16 protein-coding genes and 1 pseudogene are annotated in these 21,708 nt (G+C 52.2%); 3 read left to right on the top strand and 14 right to left on the bottom strand.

From position 1 onward, the window contains the following. Nucleotides 1-319 precede the first annotated feature (319 nt). The 3 genes from IPH59_09190 (at nt 320) to IPH59_09180 (ending at nt 4,379) form a co-directional block, all read left to right on the top strand. Nucleotides 320-2,614, top strand: coding sequence for a hypothetical protein (locus tag IPH59_09190; GenBank protein MBK7091882.1), 2,295 nt, complete (start codon nt 320-322; stop codon nt 2,612-2,614). A gap of 1,000 nt (nt 2,615-3,614) precedes the next feature. Beyond that, nucleotides 3,615-3,998 carry a methyltransferase domain-containing protein gene (locus IPH59_09185; GenBank protein MBK7091881.1) on the top strand — a complete coding sequence of 128 codons (384 nt, stop codon included), beginning with the start codon at nt 3,615-3,617 and terminating at the stop codon, nt 3,996-3,998. 12 nt (nt 3,999-4,010) lie between these two features. Then, a complete protein-coding gene (locus tag IPH59_09180) occupies nt 4,011-4,379 on the top strand; it encodes a hypothetical protein (GenBank protein ID MBK7091880.1) in 369 nt (122 codons plus the stop codon). Between the two features lie 273 nt (nt 4,380-4,652). On the opposite strand, the gene IPH59_09175 is transcribed toward IPH59_09180, so the two are convergent. The 14 genes and pseudogenes from IPH59_09175 to mfd form a co-directional block, all read right to left on the bottom strand. Continuing rightward, nucleotides 4,653-6,059 (bottom strand): hypothetical protein, encoded by a 1,407-nt coding sequence (locus IPH59_09175; GenBank protein MBK7091879.1) that lies wholly within the window; start codon nt 6,057-6,059, stop codon nt 4,653-4,655. Between the two features lie 12 nt (nt 6,060-6,071). Beyond that, entirely contained in the window at nt 6,072-7,037 is a 966-nt protein-coding gene (locus tag IPH59_09170; protein MBK7091878.1) for an RluA family pseudouridine synthase, read from the bottom strand. Next, nucleotides 7,000-7,593, bottom strand: coding sequence for a signal peptidase II (lspA, locus tag IPH59_09165; GenBank protein MBK7091877.1), 594 nt, complete (start codon nt 7,591-7,593; stop codon nt 7,000-7,002). The genes IPH59_09170 and lspA overlap by 38 nt, the downstream gene beginning before the upstream one ends. Nucleotides 7,594-7,598: 5 nt before the next feature. Beyond that, on the bottom strand, nt 7,599-8,000 hold the full coding sequence (locus IPH59_09160) for a TraR/DksA C4-type zinc finger protein (GenBank protein MBK7091876.1): 402 nt from the start codon (nt 7,998-8,000) through the stop codon (nt 7,599-7,601). A gap of 48 nt (nt 8,001-8,048) precedes the next feature. Next, nucleotides 8,049-11,197, bottom strand: a pseudogene (locus IPH59_09155) (isoleucine--tRNA ligase). Beyond that, nucleotides 11,194-12,018: a purine-nucleoside phosphorylase gene (locus IPH59_09150; GenBank protein ID MBK7091875.1), complete on the bottom strand. Its 825-nt coding sequence runs from the start codon at nt 12,016-12,018 to the stop codon at nt 11,194-11,196. The pseudogene IPH59_09155 and the gene IPH59_09150 overlap by 4 nt, the downstream one beginning before the upstream one ends. Before the next feature lie 9 nt (nt 12,019-12,027). Then, nucleotides 12,028-12,540: a DivIVA domain-containing protein gene (locus tag IPH59_09145; GenBank protein ID MBK7091874.1), complete on the bottom strand. Its 513-nt coding sequence runs from the start codon at nt 12,538-12,540 to the stop codon at nt 12,028-12,030. Between the two features lie 33 nt (nt 12,541-12,573). Next, the gene (locus IPH59_09140) at nt 12,574-13,227 is read right to left on the bottom strand and encodes a YggS family pyridoxal phosphate-dependent enzyme (GenBank protein ID MBK7091873.1); all 654 of its coding nucleotides are present in this window, start codon (nt 13,225-13,227) and stop codon (nt 12,574-12,576) included. A 162-nt stretch (nt 13,228-13,389) separates the two neighbouring features. Then, on the bottom strand, nt 13,390-13,749 hold the full coding sequence (locus tag IPH59_09135) for a response regulator (protein ID MBK7091872.1): 360 nt from the start codon (nt 13,747-13,749) through the stop codon (nt 13,390-13,392). Then, on the bottom strand, nt 13,721-14,890 hold the full coding sequence (hflX, locus tag IPH59_09130; GenBank protein MBK7091871.1) for a GTPase HflX: 1,170 nt from the start codon (nt 14,888-14,890) through the stop codon (nt 13,721-13,723). Before hflX ends, IPH59_09135 begins: the two co-directional genes overlap by 29 nt. Beyond that, nucleotides 14,890-15,156 carry an RNA-binding S4 domain-containing protein gene (locus IPH59_09125; GenBank protein MBK7091870.1) on the bottom strand — a complete coding sequence of 89 codons (267 nt, stop codon included), beginning with the start codon at nt 15,154-15,156 and terminating at the stop codon, nt 14,890-14,892. The genes hflX and IPH59_09125 overlap by 1 nt, the downstream gene beginning before the upstream one ends. Further along, entirely contained in the window at nt 15,157-16,449 is a 1,293-nt protein-coding gene (locus IPH59_09120) for a peptidylprolyl isomerase (GenBank protein MBK7091869.1), read from the bottom strand. It lies immediately after the preceding gene. Then, nucleotides 16,433-18,148: a peptidylprolyl isomerase gene (locus tag IPH59_09115; protein MBK7091868.1), complete on the bottom strand. Its 1,716-nt coding sequence runs from the start codon at nt 18,146-18,148 to the stop codon at nt 16,433-16,435. The genes IPH59_09120 and IPH59_09115 overlap by 17 nt, the downstream gene beginning before the upstream one ends. Before the next feature lie 70 nt (nt 18,149-18,218). Further along, on the bottom strand, nt 18,219-21,611 hold the full coding sequence (mfd, locus tag IPH59_09110; protein MBK7091867.1) for a transcription-repair coupling factor: 3,393 nt from the start codon (nt 21,609-21,611) through the stop codon (nt 18,219-18,221). Nucleotides 21,612-21,708: the final 97 nt, after the last annotated feature.

Here is a 21,708-nt window from a genome sequence, read left to right as displayed (position 1 = left end):
ATTTCTCCAACTTCGATTTCGGCGGAACGGTTTTTCGATTTTCAGTTTCGGTAATTGGACTTGGCTAAAATAGGCCGTTGTAATCTATATTGCAAGGGGAATAGAACCGAAATGCCTACGTTCCAAGTTCGGATTCCCAGTCGCTTTCGGTTGCTCGAAAGTTCAGTTTCCGGCTCCGGTTTCCTCCCCATCATCGCCCCAAATAGTCTCTAAAAGGGCGTTTTACGGCAAAAAAATCGTTTTGATTTTTGCCAAATCGCCCGTATTTTGCGTACTTATATTCGAATTATTGCGTTGACTCCCGGAAAGGTAGGAGACTTTGGATATCAAGGAAATACTTCAACAAGTTGAGACTTACGATAAGGTCGGAAAATACATCACCGACCGCGATAAACCGCTCAAGGAATATTCCGGGCTGACCGCGAATGAACTTGAGAAGATCTTCGACACGATGATCAAATCGCGTCGTATTTTGATCGAAGAAAAACTGCTCACCCGCCGCGGCGAAAGCTACTTCTTTATCGGTTCATCCGGTAAGGAACTGCTCGACTCTTGCACCGGTCACCTGCTGCGCCAGGACGACCCGCTGTTGTGCTACTATCGCAATATGACGCTTGACCTTACGCGCGGCATTGATATTCGCCAGAAAATGCTGGAATGCATCGGCGACCCGCGTTCGTCCTCGACCGGCGGAATGATTCAGCATCACCACGCCGCCCACGCCAAAGAATCGATTATTGCTCAAGGTTCATCGACCGGCGCGCATGCGCTCGAAGCGGCCGGTATCGGCGATGCCATCAAGAATCCGACCCCGATTTCGCAGCAGTCGCGATATCCCGGCGGACGCTGGCAGAAGGACGCCATTGTCTACACCACGATCGGTGAAGGGTCAACTTCGGAAGCCGAGTTTGCTCGTGCGGTGTTCTATTCAGTTTTTGACAAGACGCGCAACATTTTCTCGATTTATAACTGCGGTTGGGCAATCTCGGTGTCTGTTGAAGAGCAGTTCCCGGATGGCGATCCGACCTCGCCGTTTGAAGGTTACCAGCGTTTTGGTCTGAAGATCGACCACTACGACGGTACCGATATCAAGGAAGTGCTCAAGCACCTCAAGGATAACATCGAATACTGCCGCTCCGGCAAGGGTCCGGTGTTGTGCAATATCAAGGTCGTGCGCGAAGAGAGCCATTCCGGTTCGGACGATCAGTCATTCTATATGGCATTGGCCGAACAGAAGTGGCATTACACGAACGACCCGATTCTCAAAGCCGCCAAGACACTCATCGAAGACGGTGTGCTCAAAGCTGACGCCATCAAGAAGATGTATGAGAAGTACGATGAGGAAGTCTCGCGTATTTCCAAGGAAGTTGTCTCTGATCGCCAGCACAAGTCACGCGAATACATCGCGAGTCTGGTGACCGACTACACATTCGAGAAGGCGCAGAAGCGTTGGAATTCGATTGTCGGCGCTTACAAGGGTGATCGCAAGAAGGAATACAAGAAGTACTTCGAAATGGGCGCCCGTCCGGCTGTTGAGCCGCCGGAAGATCAGGGGCCGATGACTTTCCGTCGCGCGATGAACTATGCGTTGTTTGATGCATTCTTGCTCACGACCGACACGATTCTCTTTGGTGAAGACGTTGCCGATTTCTCCGGCAAGATGAAGTTCAACACCGAAGAGCAGAAGATACTGAAAGGCAAGGGCGGTGTGTTCCTGGTATCGCAGGGACTGCAACGCGCCTTCGGTGTTCACCGCGTGTTCAACACGCCGCTTGACGAAGCCGGTATTTTGGGCCGCGCGTCCGGGCACGCCCATCAGGGACGCAAGGTATTGCCGGAAATTCAGTTTATCGATTATATGTCACCGGCATATCAACATTTGAAAGACCGCATCTGCTCGCTGCATCAGAGATCGAAGAAGCAGGAGCACGCCGATATGGTGATTCGCTGTTCGTACGGCGGATACAAGCAGGGTGCCGGTTCGTTCTGGCATTCCGAGGCTAACCTTGGGACGTTCTTGAACATTCCGGGTCTGCATGTGGTGTGTCCTTCGAATGCCGAAGACGCCGTCGGTTTGTTCCGCACGGCTATCGGCTGCGTTGATCCGGTGTTGTTCTGCGAGTCAGTGGCTCTCTACAATCGTCGTGATTGGGATGGCGTGCCGCTTGAGAAGCCGTACCCGGCGCTCGATTACATGATTCCGTTCGGGCAGGCGAAGGTGTACAATCCGGATAACAGCGATATCGCGATTATCTCGTACGGTATCACTTTGCCGATGTGTCTCAAGGCAGCGGAATTGTTGGCCGAAAAGGGCATCAACGCCCGCGTCATCGATCTGCGCACGCTACGCCCGATGGACGAAGAGACCATTCGCCAGTCGGCTATCGACTGCGGTCGCGTGATGATTGTCTCCGAAGATCGTTTCCCCGGCGGTACCGGTCCGACGATTTCGGCGGTCATTTCCAGTTCGGATGCATTCGGTTATCTCGATGCTCCGATTGGATTGATCACTCCGCTTGATGCGCGTGTGGCATACGGACCCGATGGCGACCGCGCCTGCTTGCCGCAGATTGACCAGATTGTCGCCGAGACCGAAAAGTTGATGGCGTACTAAGGTCTGAATCTGTTTTTGACTTTCCCAAGGGACGCAGGAGACTGTGTCCCTTTTTTATTGCTGACCGGTTTTCTGATTCTCTTCCTTCTCTAGTAATTCCTTCCAAAGTGTTCAATAAAAACGGCATAACCCGGGTTAATCGGGACAGCCAAAGCTATCACCGAAACCGATGCTTACATCAGAGACCATTTGCATCTGCAGTCGGGGCTACCTACTGCAGACTTGCCCCCGCAAGTTGTCACAGCGAGATCGAGATTGTTGAACCGCAACGGCCGTTGCGAACTCACTGCAAAGTACTTGTTGGGCCGGCAAAGCTGGCGCTTCCAAGCGAACATCAGTGCCTCTACTATTTGGGGCGGGAAATAATGTCGAGTGGATGACTACAGATTTTTCCGGGAGGGGCAATTCCGCACGATCGGAGGAGAAGCCTGCCGTCCGCGACCCACCACCGTGGGTTCTGCGCTTCCAGACAGGTCATGGGAGCACGAGACGCCTCAACCCGGCCCTCTCTCCCGCAAGGCGGGACCAAGTCGGCCACAGGGAGAGGGGGGGAAAATCGCAGTCGGAAGACACACCCCGTCTCGACCGCCCTCGTTCCTCGGGCGTTCGAGCCACCCCTCTTTAGAGGGGAATTGGACTTGGTGCCGTGATTGGAAGAGTGTCGGGTTCTGATCTTCGCTGAGAACCCGACAAACGAAGTTACCCGTTCCGATGGAAGCGAGGGACATTGTTTGTTTCCGTTTTTTAAAGCAAACTACGGCTCTCGTCATTCTCATCCGAAACAAAAAATAGTAACAAATATCCATTTTCCGCTTGACAATGTGGCTCCATGAATTTTATCGTGTGGGACAAACGGGAGTGCGCAATCAAGGTATTGTGAAGTAAAATAAAGGCGGATCAGTTCCTATCTTGGACGGGGCGTCACTCGAACATATCAAAAATTCACATCATTGGAGCACGCCACTGCAATTGCAGGAGTGCGGGAAGGGACGATTCTGCCATGACGGATTTCACGGTAGAAATTTTCGACCGGCTGCAGGATGAAGCGGAGTTTTTTGACCGCGAAGCCGAGAGGACGCAAGGGGCACAAAGAGGGCTGAAATTCACAAACAATCTCAACTACGAGCAGTACTTTGCGCATCAACGACCATACGCTGCTGTGAGAGACTTCATGGGGGATATTGGCGGCAAGCGAATTCTTGACTATGCTTGCGGCACCGGATGGACCTCGGTGTTTTTCGCGCGATCCGGAGCGCAATGTCACGGGATTGACATTTCGGCAAAGTCAATAGCGGTCGCAAACCGTACTGCAGTGATCAATGAGGTGGGAAGTCGATGCGATTTTCGCGTTGGTTCAGGCGAGAATTTGCCGTATGCGGATTAGACGTTTGATTTCGTGTTCGGGAATGCGGCTTTGCATCATGTCGATTTGGAGATGGCGCCGGGGGAAATTGCGCGCGTTCTCAAACCGGGCGGAAAGGCTGCGTTTATTGACGATCTGAGGTATCATCCGGTGTTGTGGCTGTATCGCCATATTGCGCGACGCAAGCATACGCTTTTTGAGGCGCCGTTGATACTGCGCGACCTGGAGTGGTTTACGGGTTCCTTCTCGGAAATCAAAGCCGAGACATTTGACATTCTGAATTTGATGCCGAAGCGAAAGAGAGTGGCCTCGGTACTTACCAAGGTAGATGATGCGTTGTTACAAGTGATGCCCGGTTTGCGGAATTGTTGTCGTTATGTGGTGGTGAAGTTGGTGAAGTGAGCGAATCGGGAGGGGAAAGGCGACAGACAGGGATGGCGGGTCTCCGGGGAAGGCGCTACTTGAAAATATGCGACTCGTTCGGTAAGGAGACCCACCCTACGAAGACCAAGAAATGTCAAACCTATCGTGATGGTGATCGAGAACTGTGCTCACTCCTGCGGGACGCGGGAGCTACGACGAGACACGGGAGCTGCGATCTACTCTCCCGGAGGAGAGATGAAGCAAACAGGGCGCAGCAAGCTGCGCCCCTACGAAAGCTGGACTTGATCCGAACTACAATCCTAGGAAGAGAATTTCGGTTTCGATGTAGGAGGTGTTTTCGAAGAGGGCGGCAGTGCCGACAGCTTCAGAGGTGTATAAGCGCAGCTCGTTGACGCGAATTGTCCACCAGAGATTGCGGTAGAATCGGGTCATCGTGCCGAAGCGAAGACTTGCATAGAGCGAACGGTCGTCCATGATCTCTGGAGTTGAACCCGCAGTGGAGCGCTCATCACCGTTGCTAACGTGGCGCAGTTTGAATCCAGCCATAGCGTGGAGGATACGAGTCAACTTGCCGCTGATATCGGCAGTAAATGCAGTCGAAAACATATTGTCGGAATTGATAGACGATAAATCAACCGGAACGAAGTCGGTGTCTTTGCGAGTCAGCCGGTTAGGGTAGCCCGCGAATTCGAGCGCAGTGTAAACTGCGGCATTGGGGCCGAGGAGACGGCTGCCATCAATATAGAATTCCCATTTGGGGATCATTGTTTCAAATGACTGAGCACGATATGAAGGCACTGCAGTCGATGGGTAGTCCCACTTGCCGGCGCCTGCGTACTGATAATCGAACAAGTTGAAGTAGATTGACGCTCCGGCGCGAAGGTAGCTGCCCGATTGGAAGGTTTTACGGACGATTAAGCGCGGGGCGCCGCTATAGACAAATTCCTTTACTTCCGCAGTATCGCGATAGGTTGCTCCGGCGGGCGGGTCTGGCGCGGCAAATTTAGTGTGCTGATAAATGAATCTGCCGCCGACGATGATGTCGAGATTGTTGTCGGTACGATACATAATGTCAAGCTGGCCTTCGACATTTTCACCGACATTTGCTGGAAGAGCAAATTGCGTGTCAGCAGGTGAAGTGCCGCTCGGTTGAAGGGCAAAAATGTAAGAACGCGGATAATTGCTGAATGCGCCGGAAATAGCGGCAGTTAAGCGCGGTTTGAACTTCCACGCAAAAGCTGTTTTGACATTGAGGCGGTTGGGCTCGGCGAGCAAGAAGGCTTCGCGATTTGAGCGATTTTCATCCTCGCCATAAGTTGCCCAGAGCGATCCAAAGGTCTTCTTGCCGAGATGTGAATATACGTCGAGTTTGAAATTGTCGATCTTGTAGTCAATTCCGCTATAGAAGCGATAGCCGTATCGTCCTGCGCTTTGTCCGGTGAGAGCGGTGATGTCGTTCTCGTTTTTGCCCATGCCGTAGCTAACAGCGAGATGCAGTTTATCCAGATCGGACAAATAGACGGCGCTGCGACGATTGATTTCGAATGCCCAGGAATTTGACATGCCGACGACCGATGGCAGGATTGAGAGGTTGATCTCCGGCCAGGGACGCGATTTTCGGGGAGCGGCGCCAAGGTCGGTGACAATCACCGGCAGGAACAATAATATCAGTAAGCCAAGCTTGAGAAATTTGCTCATAATCTTCCTTTCCTACTGATAGTGACGAATGATATCCAGAACTTGTCTAAAGTCTTCGGGTAATTCAACCTCAAAAGTTGCAGACTTGCCGGTTTCAGGGTGAATAAAGACCAGTCTTTTGGCGTGAAGCATCTGCCTGGGAGTCGCTTTGAGCAGTTTCAGAGCTGTGGGCCGGTGGCGCGCCTCGATTCCGGTGAGCCGGCCATCGCGGCCAGTATATTCAGGATCGCCGAAAACGGGGTGGTTAGATTCTTTGAGATGAGTCCTGATCTGGTGAGTTCTGCCCGTTTCGAGGTGGAGTTTTACCAGACTGAGGAAGGATAGTTCTTCCATAGTCTCGTAGTGAGTGACGGCTTCGCGAGTGTTGGGACTGCCGGAAGTCATAACGCGACGATCCGCGCGTGAGCGGCCAATGGCGATGTCGATTGAGCCTTTGGGCGGATTCATCTTGCCCCAGATTAGTGCCCAATATTCACGAGTCAAGGTACGCTGCATTAGCTGAGCTGCGAGTTTGCGATGGATGGTGTCATTCTTGGCGACAACCATCAGGCCGCTGGTGTTCTTGTCGAGCCTGTGAACAAGTCCGGGAAAGCCACGAGCATAGCCGCTAGAAAGCTGGCTGAAGTGGTGCAATAGGGCATTAGCAAGAGTGCCGCTTTCGTGACCGGGAGCCGGATGAGTGACCATCCCGGCGGGTTTGTTGACGACCGCGAGGAAATCATCCTCGAAGACGATCTCGAGTTCAATCTCTTCCGAGACGAAAGATATCCGCTTTTCGTCAGGTTTGTCGATGACGACTTCTTCACCGCCGGAGACGAGCTGAGAGACTCTCACCCACTTGTCGTTGATGGTGATTCGTTTCTCGCCAATGAGGCGTTTGAGATGACTTCGAGAGAGACCGAGATCGGCCTGAGCGAGAGCGACGTCGATGCGTTCAGGTTCAGGCAGTGTTGGGATTTTGACTGTGATTAATGGCACATTTCTGCTTTCGGGAATCGAAGATTAGAGCGGCAATTATCAGCACCATTCCGACGCTGACCGCCGAATCTGCGATATTGAATACCGGCCAGCGATCAAGCGCATAGCCAGGAAAATCGAAGAAGAGAATTTTCGCCGGTTCGAGCGAAAAGTCAGGGAAATCGACATCAATGAAGTCGACGACTGCGCCAAAGCGCAGACGGTCGGTCAGATTTCCTAATGCACCTCCAAGAACCAATGACAGGGCAACGTCAAGAATACGGTTCTTGCCGGCGTCCTTGTATAATACGATTACCACGATGATCATTACAGCAATCGAAGCAAAAGTATAGAAATAAGTCGAACCCAACTTGGTGGAGAAAGCGCCGCCTTCATTGAAAATCAGCGTAAACTGCACCAAATCGCCGATAATGCTGGTCTTGGAGACAGGGCTAAGGGCTTTTAAAGCCCAAATCTTGGTGATCTGATCAACCAGAAAGACGACTGCCGCAATTAGCGAAACATTGAAAAGGTAGCGGTTGGCGGTTGACCAGCGAAGGTTATCTGACAACGGCATCGATTCTACTTTTTGCGTCTCGTGGTCGTGGTAGCCTTGGCTTCCTCTTCACGCTCCTTGCAGGAGATGCAGAATCGCGCGTGTGGAACAGCCAGAAGGCGGGCAGTGCTGATCTGTTTGCCGCAGCCGAGGCATTTGCCGAAGGAACCGTTGCCGATACGACGCAGTGCGTCATTGATATGATAGACCAGACGGCCAGTTTTGGATGCGAGCAGGAATGCCTTTTCTCGCTCCATGGCATCGGTACCCTGATCAGCCATATGGAAAGAATGGCTGGAATGATCGCCGGTAGCTTCCTTGGTGGTGGTACTGAGATTCATATCCTTAAACAAACCCATGTCGCGCATTAGCTCTTCACGACGGGCGAGAAGAATCTTCTCAAATCTCTCTAAATCACGTTTACGCATAAGACTCTTATTATAACCAAATTCGGCCCAAATTGCTATCCGAAAAAGCTATCTCTTGATTGCCAGTTTTGCCGGTTCGCCGTTGACATCCCAGTCGCGCTGGAAGCCGTCGGCGGACTCGCCGAAGTCAACAGCAGTCGCCAAGGTCTCTTTCTTGATGTATTCAAGGTGCCGTTTGGCAGCTGAGACGACTTTGTCAGTGGAACTGATGGCGACGGTGATGTTGTCTGTCACGTCGAAGTCGGCATCCTTGCGCATATTCTGGATCTTGTTCACCAGTTCGCGTGCAAAACCCTCGTCGCGAAGCTCGTCGGTGATAACGGTGGTAAGTGCGACAGTATATCCACCATCGGCGGCGACGGCGAATCCGTCTTTGCCGGTTAAGCGAACTTGAATTTCGTCACTGGTGAAGGTGTACGTTTTGCCGTCGACTGTAACCTTCAATTCCTTCAACGCGAGGAATTTCTTGATTTCAGACTCGGGCAACTTGCCGAGTGCGGCTTTGACCGGGTTGATCGCGCTGCCTAACTTGGGACCAAGCTCTTTCAAGTTCGGGAGTATGGTGTACTCAGCGACTTGCGTGGTGTCGGCGATGAAGGTAACGTTCTTGACGTTGATTTCTTCTGCGACGACCTGAAGCAGAGGCGCAACGTTTGCTTCGCTGACATCAGAAGGAAGCTTGACCTTCATCTCCTGCAGCGGCTGACGGACTTTGATCTGGACTACATTGCGCGCTGAGCGACCGAGGCCGACTAACTTTATGGCGGCGTTCATGCGCTCTTCGAGGCTCGCATTGATCTTGGATTCGTCGTGCTTCGGGAACATCTGATGATGAACCGAGTCGCCGTTGCCGAGTTCGCGGTATAGGCGTTCGCTCAGGAAAGGTATTGTCGGCGCTGAAAGCAGGCAGACGTTGACGAGTGCGTTGTAAAGTTCGAGATAAGCGCGGAACTTGTCGGGTGTATCGCCGGAAGCCCAGTATCTGCGGCGACAGCGGCGGACATACCAGTTCGATAGTTCGTCTTGCACAAACTCGTCGATGGCACGGCAGGCGCGGGTCATGTCGTAAGCATCCATCGCTGTGGTAACGCCGCGCTTGAGGCTTTCGAGACGTGATTGCAGCCACAGGTCGATTTCGGCGGGTTCGCCGGCAAGTTTCTCGAGTAGCGCCTTGAGGTCGCCCTTAGTTTCTTGCGCGGCACGATCCTTGAGATTATCGATATTCGCGTAGATCGCGAAGAAGGCATAAGTGTTCTTGAGCGTATCAAGGAACTTGCGCTGAGTCTCGCCAATGCCGGCGACATCAAGTCTGGTGACTTGATGCGGTTGGCTGACGGTCAACAGGTACCAGCGCAATGCATCGGCACCGTAGGTGTTTACCACTTCGAACGGGTCGATGGTGTTTTTGAGCGACTTCGACATCTTCTTGCCCTTTTTGTCGAGAATGAAGCCGATGACGACGACATTCTTGTAGGCAGGCTTGTCGAAAAGGAGAGTGCTGATTGCGAGCAGTGAATAGAACCAGCCGCGAGTTTGATCGGTAGCTTCTGAGATGAAGTCAGCCGGGAAATTCTGCTCGAAGTATTCCTTGTTCTCGAACGGATAGTGGAACTGGGCGTACGGCATGGCGCCGGAATCGAACCAGACGTCGATGACTTCCGGTTCACGGACCATTTGCCGCCGCACTCGCATTTGACTTCGAGCAGATCGACATGCGGTTTGTGCAGGTCAAGCTCGGCCGGTGCGTTGGTCGCCATCTTGCGAAGTGTTGCCACTGAATCGACAGGCTGGACCTTTTCGCATTCCTGACACACCCAGAGATTGAGGGGCGTGCCCCAGTATCGCTCGCGCGAAAGCGCCCAATCGACGTTATTCGAGAGCCACTCGCCCATGCGACCCGTGCCGATTTCGGAAGGCACCCAGTTAATCTCATTACTGCGGGCGAGCAAGCGATCCTTGTTTTCTGACGTCTTGATGTACCACGACTTGCGGGCGTAGTAGATCAACGGCGAATGACAGCGCCAGCAGAAGGGGTACGAGTGCTCGTAGATTTCTTTCTTGAACAGTATGCCGCGTTTGTCCAGATCCTTGATGATGATCGGGTCGGCATCTTTGATGAATTTTCCGGCATAGTCGGTGACTTCGGGCGGAAAGGTGCCATCAGGCAACACAGCTTGTATTACAGGCAGACCATACTTCAAGCCCACGGAATAGTCGTCTGCGCCAAAGGCAGGCGCCATGTGGACGATACCGGTACCGTCTTCGAGAGTGACAAAGTCAGCGAGTGTGACGTAGTAAAGCTTCTCGTACTTGCCTTCGAAGAAGGGGAAGAACGGCTTGTATGACTTGTGCTCAAGGGTCTTGCCCTTGAACTTGTCGAGTACTGTGAATTCGCCGCCTAAGACGCGAGCGGCAAGGGCTTCGGCAAGAATCAACTTCTCTTCGCCGAATTGGACCTTGATGTAATCAGCTTCTGGCGCCACAGCCAAGGCGACGTTGGAGATTAGCGTCCATGGCGTCGTCGTCCAGACGAGGAACTTGGTGCCAGGTTCGTCTGCTAATTCGGCACGGACAAATATCGACGGGTCCTTGACGTCTTCATAGCCTTGTGCAACCTCATGAGAGGACAGGCCGGTACCGCAACGGGGGCAATAGGGAAGTATCTTGTGTCCCTTGTACATCAGGCCGCGATTGTAGAATTGTGCAAGTATCCACCAGACTGATTCGATGTAGTTGTTTTCGCAGGTGATGTATGGCTTGTCCAAATCGAGCCAATAGCCAGTGCGCTTAGTCAGGTTATCCCAATCGGTCTTGTATTTGAAAACAGATTCGCGGCACTTCTTGTTAAACTCAGCTATGCCGTACTTTTCGATCTCATTTTTGTTCTTGAGACCCAGTTGAGTTTCGACTTCGATTTCAACGGGTAAGCCGTGGGTGTCCCAACCGGCTTTGCGTTCGACGAGATATCCCTGCATCTGCTTGTAACGGCAGACCATGTCTTTGATAGTGCGAGTGATGACGTGATGAATTCCAGGACGGCCATTTGCTGTTGGCGGACCCTCATAGAAGGTATAGCGCGGGGCATCCTTGCGCAGTTTCAGACCCTGGTGGAATGTGTCTGCCTTGTCCCAATACTCGAGGACGGCTTCCTCAAGCTTCGCTAAGGTAGCGTCGGACTTTAACTCATCGAATTTCAAACTGTCATCCTTTCAACCACTTTCGCAATCATCTCGGTCATCAACGGCTCGGTCTTGTTGGCGGCAGCCAAAATCAATTCATGGCTGCAGGGGTGCATATTGTCTGCGAGTCCCATATCGGTGACAATCGACACGCCGAGGACTTTCATGCCTTGATGACGGGCTACGATAACTTCGGGCACAGTCGACATACCGACGACATCGGCGCCCATTGTGCGGAGCATGCGGTACTCGGCTCCGGTCTCGAGATTCGGACCCGTAACGGCTACATAGACTCCGCGCATGATTCGATAACCGAGGTCGAGCGCTGTTCGTTCCGCCAAATCGAGGAGATCTTTATCGTAGCAGTTGTACATATCGGGGAAACGAGGTCCCAGACGCTCGTCGTTTGGTCCGATCAGGGGGTTCTGACCCTGGAAGTTGATATGGTCTGTAATCAATACCATTTCGCCGACGCGATACTGCGGATTCATACCACCGGCAGCATTGCAAACGATGAGCACCTTGACGCCGAGCTGTTTCATAATACGGACCGGAAACGTCACCTGTTCCATGTTGTAGCCTTCATAGAAATGGAATCGGCCTTGCATGGCGACAACACTTTTTCCGTTGAGTTTGCCGAATATCAGACGCCCAGCGTGACCTTCGACAGTCGAAACCGGGAAATGCCGGATCTGCTGATAGTCGATGACGGTTTCTTTTTCGATTCGTTCGCCAAGACGGCCGAGGCCGGTACCAAGGATGATACCGATAGGCGGTTCAGACTTGGTTTTGTTTCGGATGAATTCGGTAGCTTCGGAAATCTTGTCCATCAAGTTCATAGTATCGTCCTACTTGTTTTCGTTGGTATCTGCGCTCAGCATCTCTACGTTGGCCGCAACATCCGCCAAGTTCTCGCTCTGCGATTTTTCGTCGAGAAGTCTGCGGTGGGTGTCGATCAGCGAACGCAGTTCGGCGACGAAACGCACCTTCTGCATTTTGAGCGACGCCAATTCGAATTTCATCGTTTCTACTTCGCTGAGCGCCTTTTGTTTCATCTCAACGCAAACGGCTTCGGTTTCGCGAATCTGAACCTCGGCGGACCGGTCAGCAGCTTTGCGTTTTTCTTCGGCGGCTTGCTGAGCGGTCAAGAGGGCGTCTTTTATTGATTTTTCAAGGTTCTGGAACTGCTTGAGTTTTTCTTCCTGTGACAGCAACTGGCGCTGAAGCGCATTGTTGGCGTCGATCAGGCGCTCCAGTTCTCCGGCGATTTCGTTGAGTACGTTTTCAACATCCATCGGGTTGTAACCGCGAAGTTTCTTTTCAAACTTTACGTTCCGCAATTCCACCGGAGTCATAGCCATGATATCGATTCCTTTCAACGTGGTTTTTTTATTTTATCGCTCGCCGAACAATGCACGGCCGATACGGATCATAGTTGAACCTTCGGCGACGGCGATCTCCCAGTCATCGGACATTCCCATCGAGATCTGGTCGAATTCGGCGGCTTTGGGATGTCCGGCTTTGATCGACTCGAACAACCCGCGCAATTCAACAAATGACGCGCGAATTATTGATTCGGTATCTACAAACGGCGCCACGGTCATGAGACCGCAAAGGCGCACGTTCTTAAGTTCAAACACATCGGCGGCGACGCGCTCGGTTTCTTCAGGCTGAAGCCCATACTTCTGGGCTTCACGACTGCAGTTGACCTCGAGCAAGATCGGCATGACTTTTCCCAGCCGGGCCGATTCTTCGTCAATTGCCCGGGCGAGCTTGAGCGAATCGACTGATTCGATCATATCAAAGAGGCTGACAGCGGCTCGCGCTTTGTTCGTCTGCAGGTGGCCGATCATATGCAGACGATAATCGCGCGGCGTCGTCGCGAACTTGCTTTGTGCCTCTTGCACCTTGCTCTCGCCGAACTGCGACATTCCCGCAGCGACTGCTGCCTCGATATCGCTAAGCGGTCGAGTTTTAGATACTGCGACCACTGTGATTTCTGCCGAATTTCGACCGCAAATTGTGGCGACTTCTTCAAGTTTCGCCATAAACTCACGGCAATTTCGGCTGACTGAAGTGTCGCCGGCCATAGTAATAGGGCATTATATACGGCTAACAGGTGGGAAGCAATGAAAAGATTGGTGTCGGGAGTCGATCAATGCTGGTGGAGGTGATTGAAAAAGTACCGCAGAAGGGTGTTTGTTCTGCGGCTACAGGTACTGTTCAACGACGGCTTGGATATCAACCATCTTGAATGGTTTATGGATGAAGCCGTTTGCGAGGCCGGAGACAACCTGGCCTTCGGTAGTGCCGACATTGTAACCAGAGATTACGACCACCGGAATATCGGGATGTTTGCCCTTGATTGCGGTAAGAAGTTCGGTGCCGGACATGCGAGGCATCTTGAGGTCCGTGATAACGAGCGAGAATTGCTCTTCGTCAAGCATCTTAAGTGCGGACTCGCCGTCGTTGGTTACACGGCTCTTAATATCATAGACATCCAACATCTCCGAGAGGAGAGTTGCCATATTTGGATTGTCGTCAACGATAAGAATTTCGCGCTTTGCCATCAGTCTTTTTTGCAATACCCATTCTTGCCCCAATTTCTTTTTCGACAAAGGTAGTAAGAAAGTTCAGGAAATTATCCATGCCAACGTGGGTTTTTGCGGATACGGAAAAGATGTGCGCGGGGGGAAAGTTCAAGTCAATTGAGGGAATCTCTTCAGCAGAGATTAGGTCGGATTTGTTTAGTATCAGGAGTCGGGGGACTTGTCCAGCACCGATTTCATCCAATACTGCATTGGTTTTCTCGTAGTGGTCGATTGGATTCGGATGAGAGATATCGACTATATGAAGTAAGAGATCGGCGTAGCGAACCTCGTCGAGCGTTGACTGAAACGAAGCAACCAGCTCGTGAGGGATCTTTTGGATGAATCCGACAGTGTCGGATATCACTATGCGGTTCTTACTGTTAAGGGGCAGGAACCGCGTTACGGCGTCGAGAGTGCAGAACAAGAGGTCGTCAGCCCAGACGCCTGCCTTGGTTAACAGATTGAATACGGTTGACTTACCGGCGTTGGTGTAGCCGACAAGGGCGATTTTATAGACATCTTGACGACGCTTACGTTGGGTGGCGCGTTGGCGGTCGACCTTTTCGAGGCGTTCCTTTAGAGTGGCAATCTTGGTCTTGATTATACGGCGGTCGACCTCAAGCTGGGTTTCACCGGGACCGCGTGTACCAATGCCGCCGACTTGTTTGCTGAAATGGGACCACATATTGGTTAACCGAGGAAGCAGATACTGCAACTGAGCCAATTCAACCTGAATCTTGGCTTCGCTGGTAGTGGCTCGTTTGGCGAAGATATCAAGGATGAGATTGCCGCGATCGATGACTTTGATCTCGAGTTCTTTCTCGAGATTTCTGACCTGAGCGGAAGAGAGCATATCGTCGAAAACGATGAGATTGGCGCCGGTCGCCTCTTTCATGGATTTCAATTCGTCGACTTTGCCGGTACCGATAAAGGTACGGCTATCGGGAGAAGGGCGCTTCTGAGTGAGTGTACCGACGACTTTGGCTTCCGCCGAGTACACGAGTTCTTTCAGTTCTTCGAGCGAATCGGAAAAGGCGCGGTCATCTATTTTACCGAATTGCACACCGACAACGATGGCGAGTTCGCTTGCCCGTTTGACTTCGTGGAACTTGGGTTGCATCAGGCTGAGTGGAAATTCTCTTCGGAGGTCAATTCGGCGTATTTGCCACGGTCTTCCTTGCGGACGTTACCGGTTGGTATTTCGCGAATCAAGTAGTGACTCCGTCTTTCCGGCGACTTAACTGCGAGTTTGTCACCGGATTTCACTTCGTTTGAGGCTTTGGCTACCCGGCCATTGAGGTCGACGGCGCCTTTGTCGCATAGCTCTTTCGCAAGCGAGCGGCGCTTGATGATTCCGGATTTATTGAGGAACTGATCGAGTCGCATCTATATCCCGCGCAAGTCGATGTAGACGCGCTCTTTCATCTCGTCGACGATTTGTGCAATAACTTCCGACGACTTTTGACGGCGGGCATATTCTTTCAGCATGTCGTAGTCATCCGCAAGAGAAACAGCTCTTTCATCTTTACGGTCGAGAAGTTTGATGATGTGCAGTCCTTCTTCGGACCAGACCGGTTTTGAAATACCGCCAATCTCAAGTCCTACGAGACCGCCCTTGAACTCATCGGGAAGCTCAGCGAGGGCATACCAACCTAACTCACCGAAATTGGCGCGTGTCCTATCGTCGGTCGAATAGTCTTTAACCAATGTGGCCCAGTCCTCGCCGCTCTTGGCGCGGGTTACAAGGGCTTCAGCTTCAGAATATACGCGTGTGCTGTCGGAGTTGGAGGATTTTTCGAGAAGCAGAATGTGCTTAGTGTGGAAGGACTCGTCGGCCTTGCCTACCAGTTTAATAATGTGATAGCCAAAAGCTGTGTGCACTACGGGTGAGACTTCGCCCGGATTCAATGCCAGTGCGGCCTTTTCATACTCCGGCACGAGGTCACCCTTGCGGAAGGTGCCGATATCGCCGCCGCCTTCGGCGGAAGGATCTTCGGAGAATTGTTCCGCCAGAGCTTCAAAGCTCTCGCCTTGACTGATGCGTTCGCGCAGGGACTCTGCCATTAGTTTGAGCGAGTCGGAAATCTGGGAAGAGGCAGTCAATTTGAGAAGCAAATGAGCCAATTTGATTGAGTTCGGATGAGGCGGAAGACTGTCGCGATAGGTAGAATAGAACTTCTCGACTTCATCGCGAGTAACCGAGACTTTGCTCAATAATTTCTGTACGAGGCGGTCTTTCACCAGCTGATCGTGAATATCAACGCGAAGCTTGTTGCGCAGGTCGCGCATGGTGTAGCCTTCGACAGCAAGTTGGTTCTCAAACTCTTGAGTTGAGCGAAAACGGCTGCGCAGGTCCGTCATACGCTCTTCGAGAGCCTGATCGACTTGTTTGTCATCGACGACAATGGAGGTGTCTTCCTTGGCTTTGATGAGGATCAACCGGTCATTGATCATCTGGCGAAGGAGTTCTTCCTTGAAATGAGCTTTCTGCTCGGGAGTTTTGAGCTGGTCAGCGGCTTGCGTTTCGTACATTTCCAGTTGGAACTGCAGTTCGGAAGCAAGCACCACGCGATCGCCGACTACGGCGACGATTTTGTCAAGCGGTTCCCATGCGTAAGCCAGCGTTGAGAAGCAGCAGAGACCAACCAATAGGAATATGAATCTAACCCTTAACGTCATACTTTGCCTTGTCTATCGAATTTACCAACGCATCCTCATTGATTTCAATTTTGGCTTTCTCACGGCGATCACGGAGCCAGTCAACTGTCGCGCTGGAGCGCTTCAAGTCGATGATGCGCGCCTGTACCTGCGAAACGACACCCTCGATTGGGCGAATCACCGGCTGTTTAACATCGACGACTTTGATTACTGAAAACGTGCCTTCGTCATTGACAACGATGTCAGAAATCTTGTCGACGGGCAGTTTTGAGGCGGCTTCCCAAATTTTGGGGTATCGGGATTTCTGTACGAATCCGAGGTCGCCCTTGGTGGCTTTCATTCCGACACGAATTGTATTACGTGCGGCCAGAGCTTCAAAGTTCGCTCCGCCGCGCAATTCTTCAATAACCGGCGCGAGAAGTTCGGCCGTGGCCATCTGAATTTCAAAGACGTGATATTCCTGTGGGACAGTAAACTCGGTGATATGAGAATTGTAATACTCAGAGATTTCGTCTTCGGAAGCTGACACAGCCTGGCCGATCACCTGACGCGTGAACTTGTCGACCATTAGTCCTTCGCGGAAGTCGGTGACGCGTTTCTGATCTTCGTCGGTGTCCTGTATCTTGCGCTGTTCGGCTTCGTACTCGACAATGTTTCTCAACTCCAGTTGAAAGATAACCTTCTTCATCGTGCGTTCGTCATCGAATCGCGGACGCGATGCATCGGGCACGTCGGCAAGCTTGTTGATGTAACTCTCGACAGTCAATTCACCGCCGGTGTAGCTGGCAATGATCATCTGCTGTTCGAATGGCTTGAGGAGTTCCAGATTCGGGAAGAAGTTGTCGGGTCGAGTGGCATTATTGAGCGTCGGGGGATAGTACATTTCGAGTCGTTCCAAAAGCATAGCGGTCGCTTCGGGATTTATCTGGACAGCGGCTTTCTCTTCCATTTTGCGCAGAAACACTTCTTCTGATTCCATCGCGCGCCTGCTCACCAAGGCGGTCTTGATGAATGGTTGAAGCTCGGCGAAGGGGCGGAGTTCAACTTCGCGTGCTTCCGCAAAGCGGATGATATGATAGCCAAATTCAGTTTTGAGCGGTTCAGAGGTCTCTCCGACCGCCATTTGGAAAGCTTTTTCGCGAAATTCGGCGACAACGTCGGTGCCCCAATTGAGCCATCCGAGTTCGCCGCCGCGAACTGCAGAGGATTGGTCGAGAGAGACGAGCCGTGCAATAGAGTCGAAAGCGGCTCCACTGCTTAGTTGCTGACGGATGCTGTCTGCTTCCGGTTTAGTAGCTACGAGAATATGGAAGATCCGGCGTTCTTGCTTGAGCTTGTCGTAGAACTCGCGGATGTCAGCATCAGTCGCATTGGTAGCAGGGGCGACATCCATTTTGTAGAGAACATCGAAAAGGAAGTTAGCCTTTTGGGTCACAATCAGCTTTTCGATTTCCTGATCATTGGCGAGTCCGGACTCATAAGCGCCTTTAACCAATAGCTTGTAATCGATGACGGAATCCACCGCGGCGCGTTTGGCTTTGAATTCTTCGGCGTAGGATTCGAATGTCCAGCCGCCCTTGTCGAAAAAATCGTGGATAATGGCGACTGGAATGTCTTCGCCGTCGACGACGGCTACGGTTGAGTCATTGGCGCCGCCACAGCCGAACAAAAGCAGGGCGGAAATTGCGAGTGCAGTTAAGAGCAGAACGTATTTTCTCATGTCTATCCTCATAGTGCTTATATTACAAACCAAATAGTGGAATGATCCAACTGAAGCTTATTAACTAACGCTAAACCGACAGCGCAAGCAACAGTTTTCTAGCGGCTCCGAGCGGCCGTTCTTCCGTGTCGGGAAACTCGGAACGGATGATAAAGCCGTCGGAGGAGTCGAATTCGAGGCGGTCAGGAGCGGCCATGCGCAAGCGCTCGATTTGAGCTTTGGTCGGCAACTCGCCTTCGCCATAGCTGAGAGTCAAGCGTCCGCCTGAAAGGCGAACCCGGGCAATGCGATTTCGGCGTGCAACGATGTTCAGAGCCATCAGATCGATGAGATTCTGAGTTTCGTCGCCAAATTTGCCAAAGCGGTCGTGAAGTTCGGCTGCGACTAAGTCCAAATCCTGCTCAGATTTGGCATCGGCGATCTTGCGGTAGATATCGACGCGCTGGCGGGTTTCTTCGATGTATGATTCCGGAATATAGGTATCGCAATCGATATCGATTTTGACCTCGAAGTCGCTATCGGCGGTTTCGCCTTTCAGTTCGGCGACGGCTTCTTCAAGTAGTCGACAATAGAGGTCGAAGCCGACCTCTTCGATAAAGCCGTGCTGTTGAGCGCCGAGCATATTTCCGGCGCCGCGAATCTCAAGGTCCTTCATAGCCAGATGGAAACCAGATCCGAGGTCGGTGTGCTGTTCAATTGCTTTCAGGCGTTTGCGCGCTGTGTCGGTTAGTTGTTTGACCGGAGGTACCAACAGATAGGCAAAGGCACGTTGTTGGGAGCGCCCTACGCGGCCGCGGAGTTGGTACAATTGCGCCAAACCAAAGCGATCGGCGCGGTTGATGATGATCGTGTTGACGGAAGGAATATCAATGCCGGATTCGATGATCGCGCTGGAAAGTAGGACATCATAGTCGCGCTGGAGGAATCCGAGCATTACGTCTTCCAATTCGTGCTCGCCCATTTGACCGTGGGCAACTCCAACCCGAATATGTGGCAAGAGTTTGACCAGATAACGATGCATCGACTCGATTGTCTCGACGCGGTTGTGGACGAAATAGACCTGGCCTTTGCGGGCGACCTCGAAGTTGATTGCTTCATAGACGATCTTCGGTTCAAACTCCGCGATCTCGGTTACGATCGCCTGACGGTCCTTTGGTGAGGTGTTAATCAGCGACATGTCGCGCGCTCCGAGCAGGGACATTTGCAGAGTTCGCGGTATCGGTGTTGCGGTCAGGGTAAGGCAATCTGCCATTTGACGGAGGAGTTTCAAGCGTTCCTTGTGCGCTACGCCAAAGCGTTGTTCTTCATCGACGATGATTAAGCCGAGATTCGGTATTTGCAGGTCCTTCTGCAAGAGCCTATGAGTCCCGATGATGATATCGACGTTTCGCGCCTGGAGTTCTTTGATTGTTTCTTTCTGCTCCTGACGACTGCGGAAACGAGAGAGCATTTCGATGCGGATCGGGAACTGACCAAGACGTCGCCGGAACGTCTCCAAGTGCTGTTGGGCAAGAATCGTGGTTGGCACGAGGACGGCGACCTGTTTTCCGCCGGCGACAGCTTTGAGAGCGGCACGAATGGCGACTTCAGTCTTGCCGAAACCGACGTCGCCACAAATGAGGCGATCCATCGGTGAGGTGCTGAGCATGTCCTTCTTGACCGCTTCGATTGCTGTGAGCTGATCGGCGGTTTCTTCAAAGGGGAAGGAGGCTTCAAGTTGGCGCATCCAGTCGTCGTCAGGCGGGAAAGACATTCCCGGTTTGGCTTTACGTGCGGCGTAGAGGGCAATAAGTTCTTCCGCCATGTCGGCAATAGCCTTCTTGGTGCGAGCTTTAACCTTCTCCCAGCTTTTGCCGCCGAGTTTGGTGAGTTGAGGAGCGCCTTCTTTGCCAACGTATTTCTGGACTCGGGCAAATTCTTCGATGGGGACGTAGAGCTTGTCGTTGTCGGCATAAGCGATCAGAAGACATTCACGACGACGTGCGTCGATCTTTATCTCTTGAAGTCCACGGTAGCGGCCAATACCATAGTCGACGTGTACAATGTAGTCGCCGATATCAAGAGCGTTGTAGGAACTGATTGCCTGACCTTCCTTGAATTTGCGGCGACGGTGACGAATCACCTGACGTTCAAATATCTGGTGGTCGGTTAGGACAATCGTATCGGTTTCCGGAATGACAAAACCTTTGAGAATGCCGCTCACGCCGAATGAAATGCGCTCGGCGTACTCAGGCAGCAATTCGAGCAGACGCTCTTTCTGAAGCTGGTTGTCGCTCAGCAGGTAGACGGATTTCTGATCTTTGAGCCAGTCGTCGACCAAGCCGCGCAGGACCGAGATTTGACCGTTGAAAGAAGGATGTTCTTTCAGACCGAAGTTGACGCCGTCTTGCGAAGTGCCGAGAGCGAGCTCAATGATATGCTTCTTGTTCTTGATGTGGTTCAGAATTGACTCAGAAGCCAGATAGATTTGTGCTGGAGTCGGCGCCAGTGGAAATGCAGTTCGGACTTCTTCGTAAAGTGCGTCTGCATCTCTGGTCAGGTTGTCGAGACGGTCCTCTATGAGAGGTTGATCAGTCAGGTAGAAGACCGCATTTGGCGGTAGGTGATCAAACAGGGTGCTCTGTTGGATGTCGAGAAGCGGAGCGAGCCACTCCAATCCTGGCTGGTCGAAGCCGTTTACGCATTTTTGGTTGAGCAGGTCTGTGGTCGATTGATCAAAGGTGCTGACGATTACTTCCAGTTCTTCCTGACTTATGATTATCTCGCGTCGCGGGATGATAGTGATCTTCTCGACCTTTTCGATTGAGCGTTGCGACAGGACGCTGAACAAGCGAATGGAATCGATGAAGTCGCCGAAGAATTCGCAACGGATTGGATTCGCTGAAGTAAACGGGAAAATGTCGACGATACCGCCGCGGACGGAAAACGTGCCGACCTCTTCGGTGATGGGCATACGTTCGTAGCCGAGGGCAACAAGTTTGGCAGCCAAAGAAGTCAAGTCGAACTCATCGCCAACCTTGAGGTCAAAACAACCGCTGATTAGTTGTTCGCGAGTGAGGGTCTTCTGCTGAAGCGCATCTGGAGTTGTCACGACTATGGCGGGAACGCCAGACGAAAGCTTCCAGATAGTCTCAAGGCGCTGGGCCGTGTTTTCGAGCGGCGGGGCGATCCAATCGTAAGGGTGGACCTCCCAGGCTGGAAACGGCAGGATAGTCTCTTCGCCGCACAATTCCTGCAAGTCGCCAATGAGGTTGGCGGCGATTTTCTCGAACGGCACGACGACGACGATTGTCGTGTTGAGTCGCGAACGAAGTTCGGAAATGAGGAATGCGTTGGCTGATCCTGCGAGCCCGGCAATCTGGATCTCATCCTTTGACTGAAGGAGGTCGAACAGACGCAAGAATGCCGACGTGCCGGCGAAGGTGTTCGATAGTGTGGATGAGGCTGATTTCGAAATTGTCATATACTTCTTAAGAATTTTGGTACAAACGCAATAACCCCACAACCCGGACGTTCCGGGGGTGGGTCAACGTTGTTTGGATAGTATATCCATTGATACG

Source organism: bacterium, assembly GCA_016708315.1.
Taxonomy (GTDB): domain Bacteria; phylum Zixibacteria; class MSB-5A5; order CAIYYT01; family CAIYYT01; genus JADJGC01.
This window is presented reverse-complemented; position numbering and strand designations above follow the sequence as displayed.